This window comes from Glutamicibacter sp. 2E12, from assembly GCF_050030965.1.
Taxonomy (GTDB): Bacteria; Actinomycetota; Actinomycetes; order Actinomycetales; family Micrococcaceae; genus Glutamicibacter.
Genome location: NZ_CP188297.1, coordinates 2,645,614 through 2,659,964 on the forward strand (window position 1 = coordinate 2,645,614; position 14,351 = coordinate 2,659,964).

The 14,351-nt window shown below is 61.7% G+C and carries 14 protein-coding genes; 10 read left to right on the forward strand and 4 right to left on the reverse strand.

Translation table 11 applies throughout. The features are described 5' to 3' along the window. The first annotated feature begins 169 nt into the window (after positions 1 to 169). Positions 170 to 1,360 carry a MarP family serine protease gene (locus ACP3TE_RS12345; RefSeq protein WP_286134139.1) on the forward strand — a complete coding sequence of 397 codons (1,191 nt, stop codon included), beginning with the start codon at positions 170 to 172 and terminating at the stop codon, positions 1,358 to 1,360. Positions 1,361 to 1,369: 9 nt separating this feature from the next. On the opposite strand, the gene aroQ is transcribed toward ACP3TE_RS12345, so the two are convergent. Both aroQ and acs read right to left on the reverse strand, forming a co-directional pair. After that, positions 1,370 to 1,822, reverse strand: coding sequence for a type II 3-dehydroquinate dehydratase (aroQ, locus tag ACP3TE_RS12350; protein ID WP_105656979.1), 453 nt, complete (start codon positions 1,820 to 1,822; stop codon positions 1,370 to 1,372). Positions 1,823 to 1,952: 130 nt separating this feature from the next. Further along, complete coding sequence (gene acs, locus ACP3TE_RS12355; RefSeq protein ID WP_426733746.1) at positions 1,953 to 3,929, reverse strand: acetate--CoA ligase; 1,977 nt, start codon at positions 3,927 to 3,929, stop codon at positions 1,953 to 1,955. A gap of 203 nt (positions 3,930 to 4,132) precedes the next feature. Between acs and nth the strand changes: the two genes are divergently transcribed. Continuing rightward, complete coding sequence (gene nth / locus ACP3TE_RS12360; RefSeq protein WP_105656977.1) at positions 4,133 to 4,927, forward strand: endonuclease III; 795 nt, start codon at positions 4,133 to 4,135, stop codon at positions 4,925 to 4,927. Continuing rightward, entirely contained in the window at positions 4,924 to 5,601 is a 678-nt protein-coding gene (locus ACP3TE_RS12365; RefSeq protein ID WP_105656976.1) for an NUDIX hydrolase, read from the forward strand. The genes nth and ACP3TE_RS12365 overlap by 4 nt, the downstream gene beginning before the upstream one ends. A gap of 6 nt (positions 5,602 to 5,607) precedes the next feature. Here the strand turns inward: ACP3TE_RS12365 and ACP3TE_RS12370 are convergent, their stop codons facing one another. Further along, positions 5,608 to 7,257, reverse strand: coding sequence for a bifunctional 3'-5' exonuclease/DNA polymerase (locus ACP3TE_RS12370; RefSeq protein WP_426733748.1), 1,650 nt, complete (start codon positions 7,255 to 7,257; stop codon positions 5,608 to 5,610). An 87-nt stretch (positions 7,258 to 7,344) separates the two neighbouring features. On the opposite strand from ACP3TE_RS12370, the gene ACP3TE_RS12375 reads away from it, so the two are divergent. From ACP3TE_RS12375 to ACP3TE_RS12405, 7 genes are all read left to right on the forward strand, one after another. Next, entirely contained in the window at positions 7,345 to 8,469 is a 1,125-nt protein-coding gene (locus ACP3TE_RS12375) for a hypothetical protein (protein ID WP_133833574.1), read from the forward strand. After that, complete coding sequence (locus tag ACP3TE_RS12380) at positions 8,466 to 9,707, forward strand: TadA family conjugal transfer-associated ATPase (RefSeq protein ID WP_133833575.1); 1,242 nt, start codon at positions 8,466 to 8,468, stop codon at positions 9,705 to 9,707. The genes ACP3TE_RS12375 and ACP3TE_RS12380 overlap by 4 nt, the downstream gene beginning before the upstream one ends. Positions 9,708 to 9,710: 3 nt before the next feature. Continuing rightward, positions 9,711 to 10,391 carry a type II secretion system F family protein gene (locus ACP3TE_RS12385; RefSeq protein ID WP_133833576.1) on the forward strand — a complete coding sequence of 227 codons (681 nt, stop codon included), beginning with the start codon at positions 9,711 to 9,713 and terminating at the stop codon, positions 10,389 to 10,391. Continuing rightward, positions 10,388 to 10,924, forward strand: coding sequence for a type II secretion system F family protein (locus tag ACP3TE_RS12390; protein ID WP_133833577.1), 537 nt, complete (start codon positions 10,388 to 10,390; stop codon positions 10,922 to 10,924). The genes ACP3TE_RS12385 and ACP3TE_RS12390 overlap by 4 nt, the downstream gene beginning before the upstream one ends. 126 nt (positions 10,925 to 11,050) lie before the next feature. After that, entirely contained in the window at positions 11,051 to 11,233 is a 183-nt protein-coding gene (locus ACP3TE_RS12395; RefSeq protein WP_105656970.1) for a DUF4244 domain-containing protein, read from the forward strand. Positions 11,234 to 11,236: 3 nt separating this feature from the next. Further along, on the forward strand, positions 11,237 to 11,572 hold the full coding sequence (locus ACP3TE_RS12400) for a TadE family type IV pilus minor pilin (protein WP_105656969.1): 336 nt from the start codon (positions 11,237 to 11,239) through the stop codon (positions 11,570 to 11,572). Beyond that, entirely contained in the window at positions 11,569 to 11,964 is a 396-nt protein-coding gene (locus ACP3TE_RS12405) for an Rv3654c family TadE-like protein (protein WP_133833578.1), read from the forward strand. The genes ACP3TE_RS12400 and ACP3TE_RS12405 overlap by 4 nt, the downstream gene beginning before the upstream one ends. A gap of 15 nt (positions 11,965 to 11,979) precedes the next feature. On the opposite strand, the gene ACP3TE_RS12410 is transcribed toward ACP3TE_RS12405, so the two are convergent. After that, the gene (locus ACP3TE_RS12410) at positions 11,980 to 14,310 is read right to left on the reverse strand and encodes a DEAD/DEAH box helicase (protein WP_133833579.1); all 2,331 of its coding nucleotides are present in this window, start codon (positions 14,308 to 14,310) and stop codon (positions 11,980 to 11,982) included. Between the last annotated feature and the right edge of the window lie 41 nt (positions 14,311 to 14,351).

Here is a 14,351-nt window from a genome sequence, read left to right on the forward strand (position 1 = left end):
ATTGTGCCGTATTCGGTAACAATGTGACAGTTTCCACACGTGGTTTAACCAAGAAAATGTTGAAAATCACGCACATTCGACTAAAACTCGCGAATCTGCTCGCAGAAATCCATCAGCTTCTAAGGGTACCTTGGGTCTATACGAACTTTATGAATGAACTGGGGTCTTGGTGCTCGGAATTTTCAGCTGGCTCGACGTAGTCATCTGCGCTGTTTTGCTGACGTTTTTCGTTGTTGGAGTTCGTCGAGGTTTTCTGCTGACCATTGGCGACATGCTCGGCCTGATTGTCGGCGGCGTCGCCGCATTCTTCGCCATCCCGCTGGTTTCCACCTTCGCCACGAACCCCTGGTGGCGGGTCGGCCTGATGATAGCTACCGCAGCCGTGCTGATCATTCTCGGGCAAGCTCTGGGACGGGTGATTGCAACCCGCATCCGCCACTGGATGAATGTCGATTTCCTGCGTGCCGCGGACCGCATTGCCGGTGGCGTGCTGTCGGTGTTCATTACCGCCACAATCATCGGTGGCTTGGCCTTTTCCACTTCAAGCATGGGTATTCCAAGGCTTTCGCTGGAGATCAGCAAGTCCAAGATGATCGACTCGATTCGTGGCCTGACACCCGAGTTTGTCGATGCCGCGATTTCCACCGCACGCTCCAAGGTGATCGCCGAAACCCTCCCCGCATTCCTGGAGCCTTTCGCGCCCCCGGTCCAGGCGCCGGCCAACACCGAATGGGCAGCTAACGACCTGCAGCTGGCCGCTGCCCAATCGGCCGCCAAGATCTCCGGTACCGCGGTGCAATGCGGTGTGAACCTGACCGGCTCAGGCTTCGTTGTCGACCACGAGCTGGTCATGACCAACGCGCACGTGGTCGCCGGATTGAGCGCGGCAACCGTGGAGGTCGGCGGTGACGAAGTTCACCGCGGAAAGGTTGTTTATTTCGATCCCAAGGCCGACATCGCGCTGCTTTACGTCGAAGGGCTGGAGGCAGAGCCTATCGACCTCGCCGCTGATGACCTGATGCGCGGCGACTCGGCAACCTTTGTCGGGCACCCAGCGGGCGGCCCGCAGCAGATCCGCGGAGCCTTGATCGCTTCCCGTGCCTTCGTCTCCATTGCCAATATCTATGGCGCGGACCCATCTCGAATCTCTGTCTACCAGCTCACCGCGGAAGTAGCCCAGGGCAATTCCGGCGGACCGCTGCTGGATGAATCCGGCGACGCGGTGGGCTTGATCTTCGCCAAGTCGCGCAGCGATGACGAGGTCGGCTTCGCCCTGAGCCTCGAAGAGATCGAGAACGCCATGGAGCTGGGCGGCGATCGGCGCACCAGCATCAAAACAGGCGACTGCGTCACCGGCTAGGGCTTGCGGCTATTTGCCCAGCAAATGCGCGAGCTGCTGAACCGCCAGCTTGTAGCCGTGCACGCCCGCACCGATGATGATCGAGCTGGCTACCGGCGAGATGAAGGAATGGTGGCGGAACGCTTCACGCTTGTGCACGTTCGAGATGTGCACCTCGATGGCTGGCAACTGCACGCCGCTGATGGCATCGGCAATAGCCACAGATGTATGGGTGAATGCGCCGGGGTTCATGATGATGCCGGCTGCGGTAGTGCGGGCCTCGTGAATCGCGTCGATGAGCACACCCTCATGGTTGGACTGCAAGGCGCGCAATTCGAAGCCGAGGGCCGCAGCGGTTTCCCGGGCCAGCTGCTCAACATCGGCCAGGGTGTCGTGGCCATAGATTTCCGGCTCCCGGGTGCCCAGCAGATTCAGGTTGGGGCCGTTGAGCAGCAAGATGGTGTTCGATGCGTTCTCAGTCATGAACTCAAATCTATTACACAACCGGGAAATTCCCGCCCGAATTCTTTGGCCCCGTAATACAAGAAGCCGCCGTGCGTCCACACCAGCGGTGTGGACGAACGGCGGCTTGCTGCACTGGGGCGTGCTGAGGCTATTTGCCCATGGACTGCGCGATCTGGCTCATCACCGTTGAATCGGACAGCGTGGTGGCATCGCCGACCTCGCGGCCCTCGGCCACGTCCTTGAGCAGGCGGCGCATGATCTTGCCCGAGCGGGTCTTAGGCAGTTCCGGAACCACCAGCACATGCTTCGGCTTGGCGATCGGGCCGATGTCCTTGCCCACGTGGTTGCGCAGGGTCGCCACCACATCCTCGCCTTCCGCCGGCTCGGTTTGCAGGATCACGAAGGCCACCACGGCCTCGCCGGTGGTCTCGTCCTTCGCTCCCACCACGGCGGCCTCTGCCACGTATGGGTGGGCGACCAGCGAGGACTCGATCTCGGTGGTGGACAGGCGGTGCCCGGAGACGTTCATCACGTCATCCACGCGGCCCAGCAGCCAGATATCGCCATCGGCGTCCTTCTTCGCACCGTCGCCAGCGAAGTACATGTTCTCGAACCGCGACCAGTAGGTGTCCTTGTAGCGTTCCATGTCGCCCCAGATGCCGCGCAGCATCGCTGGCCACGGCTCGCGGATGACGAGGAAGCCGCCCTCGCCGTCGGCCACGGATTCGCCGGCTTCATCCACCACGTCAATGGCGATGCCCGGCACGGCCACCTGGGCCGAACCCGGCTTGGTTGCGGTGACGCCCGGCAGCGGAGCGATCATGTGCGCGCCGGTTTCGGTCTGCCACCAGGTGTCCACGATCGGGGCCGGGTGTTCCTTGCGCTCGCCGTTCTTGCCGTTGTTGGTGCCGATGGCATCGCGGTACCACATCCATGCTTCCGGGTTGATCGGTTCGCCCACCGAACCCAGCACGCGCAGCGAGGACAGGTCGTAGCTATCGGGGATCTCGCGGCCCCACTTCATGAAGGTGCGGATTGCGGTGGGCGCGGTGTACAGGATGGTGACGCCGTACTTTTCCACCAGTTCCCACCAGCGGCCCTGGTGCGGGGTATCCGGGGTGCCCTCGTAGATCACCTGGGTGGCGCCGTTGACCAGCGGCGCGTAGGTGACGTAGGAATGGCCGGTCACCCAGCCGATGTCCGCGGTGCACCAGTACACGTCGGTTTCCGGGTGCAAATCGAAGGTGTCGCGGTGGGTCACGGCGCCCTGGGCCAAGAAGCCGCCGGTGGTGTGCACAATGCCCTTGGGCTTGCCAGTGGTGCCCGAGGTATACAGCACGAACAACGGGTGCTCGGAGTCGTGGGCTACCGCAGTGTGCTCGGTGGCGGCGGTGCCGACGACGTCATCCCACCACTTGTCCAGTGCGCCGAATTCGGTGGGCTCGCCGTTGCGCTTGACCACCAGAACGTTTTCCACGGTGTGGCCCGGTGCTTCCAGCGCCGCATCGACTGCCGGCTTCAGCGAGGACGGCTTGCCGCGGCGCCAGGTGCCATCGGCGGTGACCACGAGCTTGGCGTCCGCATCATCGATGCGGCTGCGCAGCGCGTCGGCGGAGAAGCCGCCGAAGACCACCGAGTGGATGGCGCCGATGCGGGCGCAGGCCAGCATGGTGATGACGGCTTCCGGGATCATTGGCAGGTAGACGGCCACGCGGTCGCCCTTGGCCACGCCCAGGGATTCGAAAGCGTTGGCGGCCTTCTTGACCTCTTCGGTCAGCTGCGCGTAAGTGTAGGTGCGGGTATCGCCCGGCTCGCCTTCGAAGTAGATGGCGACGCGGTCGCCCAGGCCGTTTTCCACATGGCGGTCCAGCGCGTTGTAGGCCGCGTTGAGCTTGCCGCCGACGAACCACTTGGCCACCGGTGCCTGCGACCAGTCCAAGGTTTCAGTGAAATCGGTGTCCCAGGTCAGTACCTGGCGTGCCTGGTCCGCCCAATAGCCCAAGCGGTCTGCCTTGGCTGCGTCGTAGCGGGCCTGCGTTGCGATGGCCTGATCGCTGAAGTCCTTGCTCGGGGCAAAGGAACGGGTTTCGGTCGACAGGTTATCCAAGGTTTTCGAATCACTCACTGGGTTCGCGTCCTTCCGCGTAGTCACAAATATTTCTCTGTGATCAAAGTTACATCCTCCAGCAGGGCCGGTGTGCTTTGTGTCACCGGGAAAGGGGAAATGGGGTAATTTGTGCGCCGAGCGGTTAGCTGCACGCGATGAACAGCACGCCAAGGTGGTGTCCAAGGGTGAAAACTTCACGCCCTCATGACACGATCTAAAGCGTGGCGAAGAAATTGGACAACGAAACCGAGCTGGGGCTGAAGCGCCGGGCACGCAAGATCAACCGGGAACTGGCGAAGGCCTACCCCTACGCGGTGCCCGAACTGGACTTCGAGAACCCCTTCGAACTGCTGGTAGCCACCGTGCTCTCCGCGCAGACCACCGACGTGCGGGTCAATGCCATCACTCCAGCGCTCTTCGCCCGTTTCCCGGACGCCCACGCAATGAGCCAAGCCGAACGGGGCGAGCTTGAGCAGCTGATCCGCCCCACCGGTTTCTTCCGCGCCAAGACGGACTCCCTGCTCGGGCTATCCGCCGCCTTGGTTGAACGCTTTGACGGAGAAGTGCCAGCCAAGCTCGAAGAGCTGGTGAAGCTTCCCGGGGTGGGACGCAAAACCGCCAACGTCGTGCTGGGAAATGCCTTCGGTGTTCCCGGAATCACCGTGGACACCCACTTCGGGCGCCTGGCCAACCGCTTTGGGTGGACCGATGAAACCGATCCGGTCAAGGTCGAGCACGCGGTGGGGGAACTGTTCGAAAAACGCGACTGGACGATGCTCAGCCACCGCGTGGTCTTCCATGGCCGCCGCGTCTGCCACTCGCGCAAACCTGCCTGCGGGGCCTGCGCCATCGCCAAGCTTTGCCCCTCGTTCGGCATCGGCGAGGAAATACCTGCCAAGGCCACAGCGTTGCTCAAGTATGAGCTCGCACCAGGACGGGAAGAATTGCTGGCGAAAATGATCGCCGGCGCAACCCGCCGCGAGCTGAGGGCTGAAGGATACGGATTGGACGCATGAGCGCGCGCTTGGAACTGGAAAAAGTAATTGCCCGCCACACGGCACAGGTCGGGGCAACGCAGAAACTGCCCAGCGAATGGGTGATGAGCGATATCGAGCTCGGTGCTGCGCGCCGTGCCGCGGTCCTGATCCTGTTCGGTGCTGCCGGCGAAGCGGCCCTGGAGCCGCACTCCCGGGCCGGCGATCTGGACGTGCTGTTCGTGGAGCGCGCCGCGACCCTGCGCAAGCACGCGGGCCAGATCGCTTTCCCCGGAGGCGGGATCGACCAGGAGGATTCGAGCGTTGCCGACGCCGCCTTGCGCGAGGCGTGGGAGGAAACTGGCGTGGACACCTCCGGGATCGAGGTCCTGGGCACCTTGGGGGAAACCGAATTGCCGGTTTCGAACTTCCTGGTCACCCCGGTGATTGGCTGGTGGCATACCGAATCCAGGGTTTATCCGGCTGACCCGGCCGAAAGCGCCGGCGTATTCCGCGCCCCGGTGGCGCACCTGCTGGAGCCGAGGAATCGCCTGACCGGCGTGGTGCAGCGCGGCAATCAGAAGTTCAAGTCCCCGGCCTTCGATTTTGAAGACCGGATCATCTGGGGCTTCACCGCGATCGTGCTGGACAGGCTGTTCAACGAGCTGGGTTGGACCCAGCCGTGGAACAACCGCCGTGAACTGCGCATGGCCTGAAGCCGGCTACTTCGCATCCGCGTAGTTCCCGGAGATCGCAACACTGACCGGGAAGCGCGGCGAGGCCTGGCCGAACAGGGAACGCCCGGCGAGCATGGCCGCATGCCGGATGAGCTCCTGCAGTTGCCCAGCCAATTCGGTGGGGCATTCAAAGACGATTTCGTCATGGACAAAGAACACCTGGCGGCAGGTCTGGCTCCACCCGGCCTGATGGATCAGGTGCCGTGCGTGGCCCATCCACACCAAAGCCCACTCCGCGGCGGTCGCCTGTACGACAAAGTTCCTGGTGAACCGGCCGCGGGCTCTCGCCGCGCCGTCAGCAGCCCGCTGCGATGCTTCATCGTTGGTAGCTTTCTGCGCCTGCAGCCACTGCTCATCGGCTGGCGGGCAGCCGCGGCCGAGGAAACTGCGCACGCCTTCACCTTGCTCGCCGGCAAGAGCTGCCTGTTCGACAAAACGCATGGCGGTGGGAAAACTGCGGGTCAGGGCCGCACCCACTGCACCTGAAGCACCGCCGCCACCGCCGTAGATGACCGAGAGCATGCCCAGCTTGGCCTCATCTCGGGAAGCCACGAGCTGGGCATCGAGCAGCCACTGGTACAGGTCATCTTGCTGGCCTGCTTTTTGCAATTGCTGGTCATTGGAAATAGCTGCCAGGATTCGAGGTTCCAGTTGCCTCCCGTCGGCCACCACAAACGTCGAGCCGGGACGGGTGCGCACGACCTGCCGGATGGAATGCGGCAATTGGAGCGCCCCGCCACCAGAAGCGGCCCAGCGTCCTGAAGTCACCGTTCCCAGCACATAATGCGGATGGAAACGGCCGCCTTTCACCCATTGATCCAACCACGCATCACCATGGGTGCTGGCAAGACGCGAGAGTTTCTTGTATTCAAGAACCTCAGAAATCAATGGATGCTTGATCTGCTCCAGTTCCCAGGCCCGCACCGAGCTCACCGCGAAACCGGCCTTATGCAGGGCGCGCAACAGCTCCTGCGGCGAATCCGGGTTGAGCCCGGGACTGCCTAATGCCTTGGCCAATTGCCGGGCCTTGGCCGCGAGTTTCGGCGGCCGTCCATAGTCGGATACGCGTTCGCCCAATTGCTCGCGCAGCAGGGCGCGGTGTCCGGCTTCATCCCACGACAAACCGGCCGCTTCCATCTCGCAGGCAATCAACGCACCTACCGATTCGGCGTGGATCAATAATTCCAGACGCTGACGGGTGCTGGGATCCTGCGGCAACGCCTTGCGCTGGGCAACGTACATGGCTACGAGCTCGGAAAGGGATTCGCCGGAGGTCGGGGCGGCAAAGAGCGCATCCTGGTTGGCCCTTTCGTGAGCCTGAACTGGTCGTTCAAGATCGAAGTCTTCGAGCTTTTCCTCACTCAGCGGCGAGCGGTGCAAGATGCGTTGGGCCAAGGAGAGAATGCAGGCCTTGGCCAGATGAACACCCGCAGAAACAAGTGGCTGCATCCACGGGGTGGTGCGGAGCATGGCCCATCGGGGCGAATGCCGTGCTTCGATTTCGGCAACAAATCCGGCAAAATCATCCCGGGATACCGAGACGACCGGCTGCAGCGAGTTGCCAGAATACTGGTCGCGAAGATCGATCAGGGCATAGCCATCAGGATCGGCAGCAAGGAAAGCGATGGCACTCATGGATCTATTGTGCCGTGCCAGCGGCCGATATCCCCAGTTGGTTGGCGAGCGGCACGCAAATGATTAGGCAGATGCCACGCTCGATGCATGAAATGGCTATCAGAGTCCTCATCGGCTAAACCGCTGAAGGACACCCAACGATTCGTGATGACTGAACTGGATTTCGCGCAGGCGCCTCCGAACAGCACCAGGAGGCCGGCAGCGGCTGACCACACGGCGGAAGATGAACCGATCTGCACCATCGTGAGCAACGATGCACGGATTATTGAGCGATGCGCAGTGATCGCGGTCGGCGCGGCGGTGAGAATCAACAAATGCACCGACCCGCAGCTGCTGCCCGCCGATGGTTCTGGGCCGGTGCTGTGGGGCAGCGACATGGCAGCACTAGCCGAAAATACGAGCCGGCCGGTGGATGTCCTGGTCGGTCTGGAAGATGGCGAGGCCATCGTGTGGAGCTTGGCCAGCAGAATTCCCAAGGCAAGGGTGGCAGTTTTGCCCTCGGCCAGCCAATGGCTCGGCGAGTACCTGGGTCTATGGGCCATGAGGGCAGGGCATGGACACACACTGGCACTGCATTCCACAGCAGGCGGGCTGGGAACAACGACCCTGGCCCTGTTGCTGGCGCATGCCGGGACATTAAGTGGTCTTCGCAGCGCCATGATTGATCTGGATCCGCATTCCCAGGGCGCTTGGCCGCTGGTTTGCACCCAACCGCCAACGGGAATTGGATGGGAAGAATTGCGGCAATCCGGTGGCGCGCTTGCTGCTCATCAACTGGCTGAAACGCTGCCGAAGCTTCGCGATACCGCGATCTTGACCTGGTCCCAGGCAAGCAGAACGCATGAGCTGGAGGACCAGCTGGTGATCCGCCTGCTGGCCGCCGCCCGGCAAGGATTCGATCTGGTCGTAGTGGATGCCGGGCGCGCACCGCATCCGCAACGGCTGGCACTGAACCAATTCATAGACCGGAATATCGCCACTGTCAGTTCGCTGACCGTGCCAGCCTCTGGGGAAGTGGTGCTGTGCGGGGAACAGAAACTACGCAGCACCCCTGCGGGTTTTCCTCAGATTCTTGGTGCCTTCCCCGATTTTCCCCGGATCAGCAAAGCGATCGAGCGCGGCCAATTATACGACAGTTTCAAATCCCGGGCATTGCGCCAGCACCTGTCCAACCTCTGCCTGATACCGCAAATGAAGGAGCAGCACCCATGAGCCCGGGCCGGCATAGCCACAACGCCAACCCATCAACGGGCGGGCCTGTGCTGGATGCCAAAATCCTTGAATCCGTGCGTGAACGCGCATTGCTCACCGGCGGGCAGCTTGATGCGATTGCCTTGGCAGGAGCCGTTCACGACTCCGGCGCGGCTCTGGGTTCCCAAGGTGCCGCACAATCGCTGGAATCGCTGCAGAACGAAGTGGCAGGATTATCAATCCTCGAGCCTTTCGCACAGCGGCCCGAGGTGACCGATGTCCTGGTCGACGGGCAAGGGATGGTCTGGACGGATTCTCCGGCCGGCCTGCAGCCCACCGAATTCCGGTTTTCTTCCCCAGAGCAGGTTCGGACCCTGGCCGTCCATCTTGCAACCCTTGCGGGCCGACGGCTCGATTCAGCTAGCCCGTTCATGGACATGAGCTTGAAGAATTACCGCGTCCACGCTGTACTGCCTCCAATTGCCACAGCCGGACCGCTGATCTCGATTCGCGTCAAGCGCAGTGCCCAGCTCGAACTGGGCACCGTCCTGGAAGGATCGAACGGGTTCTGGCTACCGCTGCTTCAAGCCATCGTGGAACGCCAGATGAACTTCCTGATTACCGGAGGAACAGGCAGCGGCAAAACTACCCTCCTGCAAGCCATGCTTGCCGAAGCCAATCCGCGGCACCGTCTGGTCATCGTGGAAGACTCGCAAGAACTGCATGTACCGCACCCGCATGTTGTGTCCTTGCAAACCCGGTCGGCCAACGTCGAATCTGCCGGCCAGGTGCAGCTGAAGGATTTGGTTGTCCAAGCCCTGCGCATGCGCCCTGACCGTCTGGTCGTTGGCGAATGCCGTGGGGAGGAAATACGCGATTTTCTGGCAGCCATGAACACGGGGCATCAGGGAGCCGCAGGCACCATGCACGCCAACAACCCGCAGTCAGTTCCGGCCCGCTTGGCGGCGCTGGGTGCGCTCGCCGGATGGAGCGTGCAGGCGACTTCGTTGCAGGCCTCCAGCGCCTTGGATCTTGTCATTCACATGAACAGGGGGAGCCAAGGTCAGCGCGGACCGGTGGCCCTTGGATGCCTGGACACCGGTAGCGATGGCCAGATGCACATGCGGCGCCTGATAGACCTGGACGCCGCCGAACCGCTGGCCGACTACGGGCACAACTTCCTGGCGAACAGATTTGGCCCATCGCTCACGTGCACCATTGCCAAGGCGCTAGGCGATGAGCACGCCAAGGAGCGTTGACCAATGCTGATCCTCATCTTTGGCGCACTGGCCTTGTGGCTGTGGATCCCCGCGCACCCGGCAAGCAAAATCAAAGCGGGTTCCCTGCGCAGGCTCCGGGATCGCGGGGCGGAACGCCACACGGACGATGACCAGGTACTGAGCACCGATGCCCGCATCATTCGTGAACTCTCGGCGCTGCTCCGAAGCGGATTGGATTTCCATCCCGCAGTTGATGCGTTGCTGGAGGCCGAGGACGACAGCGGGAACATCATCCGAGCGCTCAAAGACCTCCAAGCAACGCATCGGCTAAGCAACAGCGCTCCCGGACCCGGTCTTCCGGCGGAGCAGGGACAAGGTCCAGCGGTGCGACGACTGCACTGGTGCCTGGAACTCTCCGAACGCAGCGGCGCAAGCCTTGCCGATGTGCTGGAACGGCTAGCCGAAGACCTCGAATGCGCCCTAGTAGCCCAGCAAGCATTCGAGGCGGCTATGGCTGGCCCGAAAGCAACGACTAAGTTGCTGACATGGCTTCCACTAGTCGGGTTTGGATTCGGTCTGCTTGTGGGCATTGATGTTCTGGGCACAATAGGCCGATCATGGGCGGCGCAACTCAGCGTGCTCATTGGAGCATTGCTGTGGATCGCCAACCGGATCTGGTGCCGGCGGCTCATGCAGGCAACCACTAGCCAGGCACTGTCATGATCGTTCTGATTCTGCTTCTAGGGGCGCTTTCCATCGCTTTGGCATTAGGACGGCCCAACTCGAAAAGTCGAGAAGGCAAGGCGCCGCAGTGCCTTGGGAAAAGACGGCAGGAAGATGAAAAACCTGTCGAGCTGATCCTGGATCTGAGCGCCAGCCTGTTGGACTCGGGGATGCCCATCACCGAGATCCTCGATCTGCTCGGTCACAGCATTGAACAGTGCGCGGTGCTGCGCAGCGTAGCGCGCTGCTTGGAAATGAACATGGCGTGGGACAAAGCCTGGGAAGCCGTTCCGCCCTGGCTCGACCCGCTGCGGAAAGCACTGCACTTTGCCCACATGACCGGAGCGCCGGCAGCCAATCTGCTACGAAATACCGCGATTCTGCAACGCCGTGAACATGCACAGAAAGTCGCGCGCCTCGGAGCACAATTCGGTACCAGGCTCGTACTGCCTCTAGGGGCCTGCGCACTGCCGGCTTTCATCGCCCTGGGCGTGGTTCCACTGATCATCGCGCTATTCCCCAGCTACCAGTAATCCCCGGCCGAAGGTTATGCCCAGCTCGTAGGAAACCCATGTTGCTGCCCGCGGCGCTCGCCGATGGTAGAAGCACAACATCCACGGTATCGACGCCGGGGATGACAGTCTAGAAAGGACAACACAATGAACCGACGGTTCCGGGAAATCAGGGATCTGCTGCGAGAAGAGCAGGGATCCACCACCGCCGAATTTGCTATGGTCACGCTGGCTGCCGTGGCTTTTGCCGGCTTGCTGATCAGCATCCTGTCCAGCGGCGACGTACGTGGCATGCTGATGGGCCTGATTACTAAAGCGCTGTCGCTGTAGGCCATGAGCTTCAGCGACGAATCGGGTAGCAGTACCGCCGAATTTGCGGTGCTGCTACCCGCGGTTGCCATGATGCTGTCCTTGGGTTTGTGCTTGGGTGTCGTCGGGATCCAGCAGATCCAAGTTCAGCAGGCAGCCGGTGCCATGGCCAGGGAATTGGCCCGCGGCGAGGACGATGCAACCGCTCGCGCCAGCGGCGTGAGGCTGGCAGGAAGCCAAGCCCGTTTCTCGCTCTCAACAGCCAACGGCTACTGGCAGGTTCACGTCAGCAAATCGGTGAGCCTTCCAATCGTTGGCAGCCTTCAAATCCATGGACAAGCCAGTGTGGCCGTCGAATGAAAAAGCGGCGGAGCCTTCGAAGCGAACAGGGTAGCGGAACGGTCATGGCAACAGCGCTCGTGGTTGTTGCACTGCTAATTGCCGGTGCCGTTTTAGCATGGGTTGCAGCAACCCGAGCCGCGATGCAGGCTGCCAGCGCCGCCGATCTGTCGGCGCTGGCTGCTGCGGATACGGCCCGCGGGTTGCGCCCCGGGGACCCCTGCACAGTTGCGGCGTTGTTGGCCGAATCCAACGGTGCACTGCTGGCAGCATGCACGGTGGAACCCGACGGCCAGTCGGTGCGCGTTACGACTAACGTTCCTGTCGGATTCCGTGCCCTGGGCATAGAACTGTATCTGGCCGAAGCCCAGGCACGGGCGGGAGCACCGCCACTGGATGCACCGGGGCGGTGAGCATGGCGGAAGCGGTTAGCGGTGGTGCGCTGGCTCCACGTCGTCAAGCACGGCCGTCAACAGCAAGATCGCTCCAGCCTTGTCCAATGGATTATTGCGGTTACCGCACTTGGGGGACTGCACGCAGCTTGGGCAGCCGTGCTGGCATTCGCAGGCCTCGATGGCATCCCGGGTGGCCCGGATCCAATCGGTGAAGCGCTCGAAACCACGCTCGGCGAATCCAGCACCGCCAGGCTGCGCGTCATAGACGAAAATTGTCGGATGGCCGGTATCCATGTGTAGCGCAGTGGATACTCCGCCGATATCCCAACGGTCGCTGGTAGCAACCAGCGGCAGCAACCCGATCATGGCATGCTCGGCAGCATGCAAGGCTCCGGGGAACTGATCTACCTCCAAACCAGCTCGAAGCAATCGCTGCTCGGTCAGGGTGAACCAAATGGACTTGGTATTCAGATCCCGGGCTTCAAGCTCCAACGGTTCTTCGGACAGCACTTCATTAGAAGCCACCGACTTCCGCTGGAAAGACACGACCTGGGTGGTCACAGTGACTTCACCGAAATGAATCGTCAGTTCTCGGTGGTTACGGCTGCGTTCCTCGGAATCAATGGCAACCGTGGTGAGATCACGCGCCGTGGTGTAGTAATCAGGATTCACCCGAGTCACGATCACCACGTGGTTCTGCTCATCAAGTTCTTCCACATGGTAGCTGGCACCCTGATGGACGTAGATGGCCCCGGGATGCGCCTGATAATGCGTTTGCGGGGAATCCATCGTGCCTAGCAGAGCGCCGGTTTCCGCATCGATGATGTCCACTGGTCCACCGCCATCGGCCCGAATGGAGAACATCCCTGCCGCATGTTGCGGATGCGTCCAGAACCATCCAGCCGGGCGCCGGCGCAAGTAGCCGCGTTGCACCAGCGAATCCAGAAGCTGTTCGGTCTGCGGACCGAAAATTTCCAACTCCTCCGGGCGCAGGGGAGATTCTTGCGCGGCGGCGCAGAGGTGGCCGCTAAGCACATACTTATTCTGCGGATCAAAGACTGTCGCTTCGACACCCAAATCGAAGATGGCTTCGGGATGATGTGCCAGGTAGGTGTCCAACGGATCTTCAGCTGCGACAAAGATCGCCAGCGCATCCTGGCCCGAACGTCCGGCACGGCCGATTTGCTGGAAGAACGATGCGCGGGTGCCTGGCCACCCAGCCACCACTACCGCGTCCAGCCCCGCAATATCGATACCCAGTTCCAGCGCCGAAGTTGAGGTGACACCCAGCAGCTCGCCACTGCGCAATTGCTTTTCCACCTCACGGCGTTCATTAGGCAAGTAGCCCGAGCGGTACGCTGCAAGCCGGACGGATAGATCCGGTGCAAATTTTTCCAGATGCTTGCGGGTGAGCGTTGCGATTGTTTCAGCACCGCGGCGGGACTTGATGAAGACAATGGTTCGAATATGATCAGCCATCAGATCGGTGAGGATCGAAGCGCTCTCGGCGATGGCGGTACGCCGTACCGGCGCACCGTTTTCACCGCGGTGATCACTCATCGGAGGTTCCCACAAGGCCATCACCAGTTCACCGCTGGCGGAGAAATCGTTGGTCACCGCTTGAGCTGGCGCCCCAATGAGACGCCCGAAGGATGCTTCGGGGTCTGAGCTCGTCGCGGACGCACCGATGAAGACCGGGCAGCTGCCGTAATAGGCGCAAATGCGACGCAACCGGCGCATCAGGTTGGCTACGTGTGCGCCAAAGACCCCACGGTAGGAATGGGCCTCGTCGATAATGATGTAGCGAAGGCGCTTGAAGAATCTGGACCAGGCCGGATGGTTGGGCAGGATGCCGCGGTGCAGCATATCTGGGTTGGTGAAGACGAAGTTGGCGTGCTGGCGTACCCAAGCACGGGTGGCCTGGTCGGTATCGCCATCGTAGGGAGCGGCTCGGACCCCGGGAACGCCTAGGGACTCCACAGCGGAAAGCTGGTCGGCTGCCAGTGCTTTGGTTGGGCAGATATAAAGCACCGATGCACCGGCATCAGCATCGTTGAATCCGCTGTCCTTCGCCTGGTACAACTGTTCCAGACTTGGCATCAGGTAGGCCATGGACTTGCCTGAGGCGGTACCGGTGGAAACTATGGTGTGGTGGCCCTCGTGGATGAGGTTGGCTGCTTGGGCCTGGTGCAGCCAAGGCTGTTGGATGCCCAGTCCCTGGAATATCCCAACTAGTTCAGCGCTGAGCCACGCTGGCCATTGGCTGGTGATCTCGTCTTTGGCAGTCCTGGTGCGGCGGTGCACCACAGCATCGGGATCATTGGTCCGGTCATAGGGATCTAAGAGAGAACGCACTGACTTCACGAGGACGCCTTCCGGACCGAGAACTGCTGGAGTTAAAGACT

Bases quoted from the DNA above. Each gene is read 5' to 3' on its own strand.
- ACP3TE_RS12390 (WP_133833577.1), top strand. From the start codon at position 10,388: ATGATCGTTCTGATTCTGCTTCTAGGGGCGCTTTCCATCGCTTTGGCA.
- ACP3TE_RS12400 (WP_105656969.1), top strand. From the start codon at position 11,237: ATGAGCTTCAGCGACGAATCGGGTAGCAGTACCGCCGAATTTGCGGTG.
- ACP3TE_RS12370 (WP_426733748.1), bottom strand. From the start codon at position 7,257: ATGAGTGCCATCGCTTTCCTTGCTGCCGATCCTGATGGCTATGCCCTG.
- ACP3TE_RS12395 (WP_105656970.1), top strand. From the start codon at position 11,051: ATGAACCGACGGTTCCGGGAAATCAGGGATCTGCTGCGAGAAGAGCAG.
- ACP3TE_RS12375 (WP_133833574.1), top strand. From the start codon at position 7,345: ATGAAATGGCTATCAGAGTCCTCATCGGCTAAACCGCTGAAGGACACC.
- ACP3TE_RS12405 (WP_133833578.1), top strand. From the start codon at position 11,569: ATGAAAAAGCGGCGGAGCCTTCGAAGCGAACAGGGTAGCGGAACGGTC.
- ACP3TE_RS12365 (WP_105656976.1), top strand. From the start codon at position 4,924: ATGAGCGCGCGCTTGGAACTGGAAAAAGTAATTGCCCGCCACACGGCA.
- aroQ (WP_105656979.1), bottom strand. From the start codon at position 1,822: ATGACTGAGAACGCATCGAACACCATCTTGCTGCTCAACGGCCCCAAC.
- ACP3TE_RS12380 (WP_133833575.1), top strand. From the start codon at position 8,466: ATGAGCCCGGGCCGGCATAGCCACAACGCCAACCCATCAACGGGCGGG.
- ACP3TE_RS12385 (WP_133833576.1), top strand. From the start codon at position 9,711: ATGCTGATCCTCATCTTTGGCGCACTGGCCTTGTGGCTGTGGATCCCC.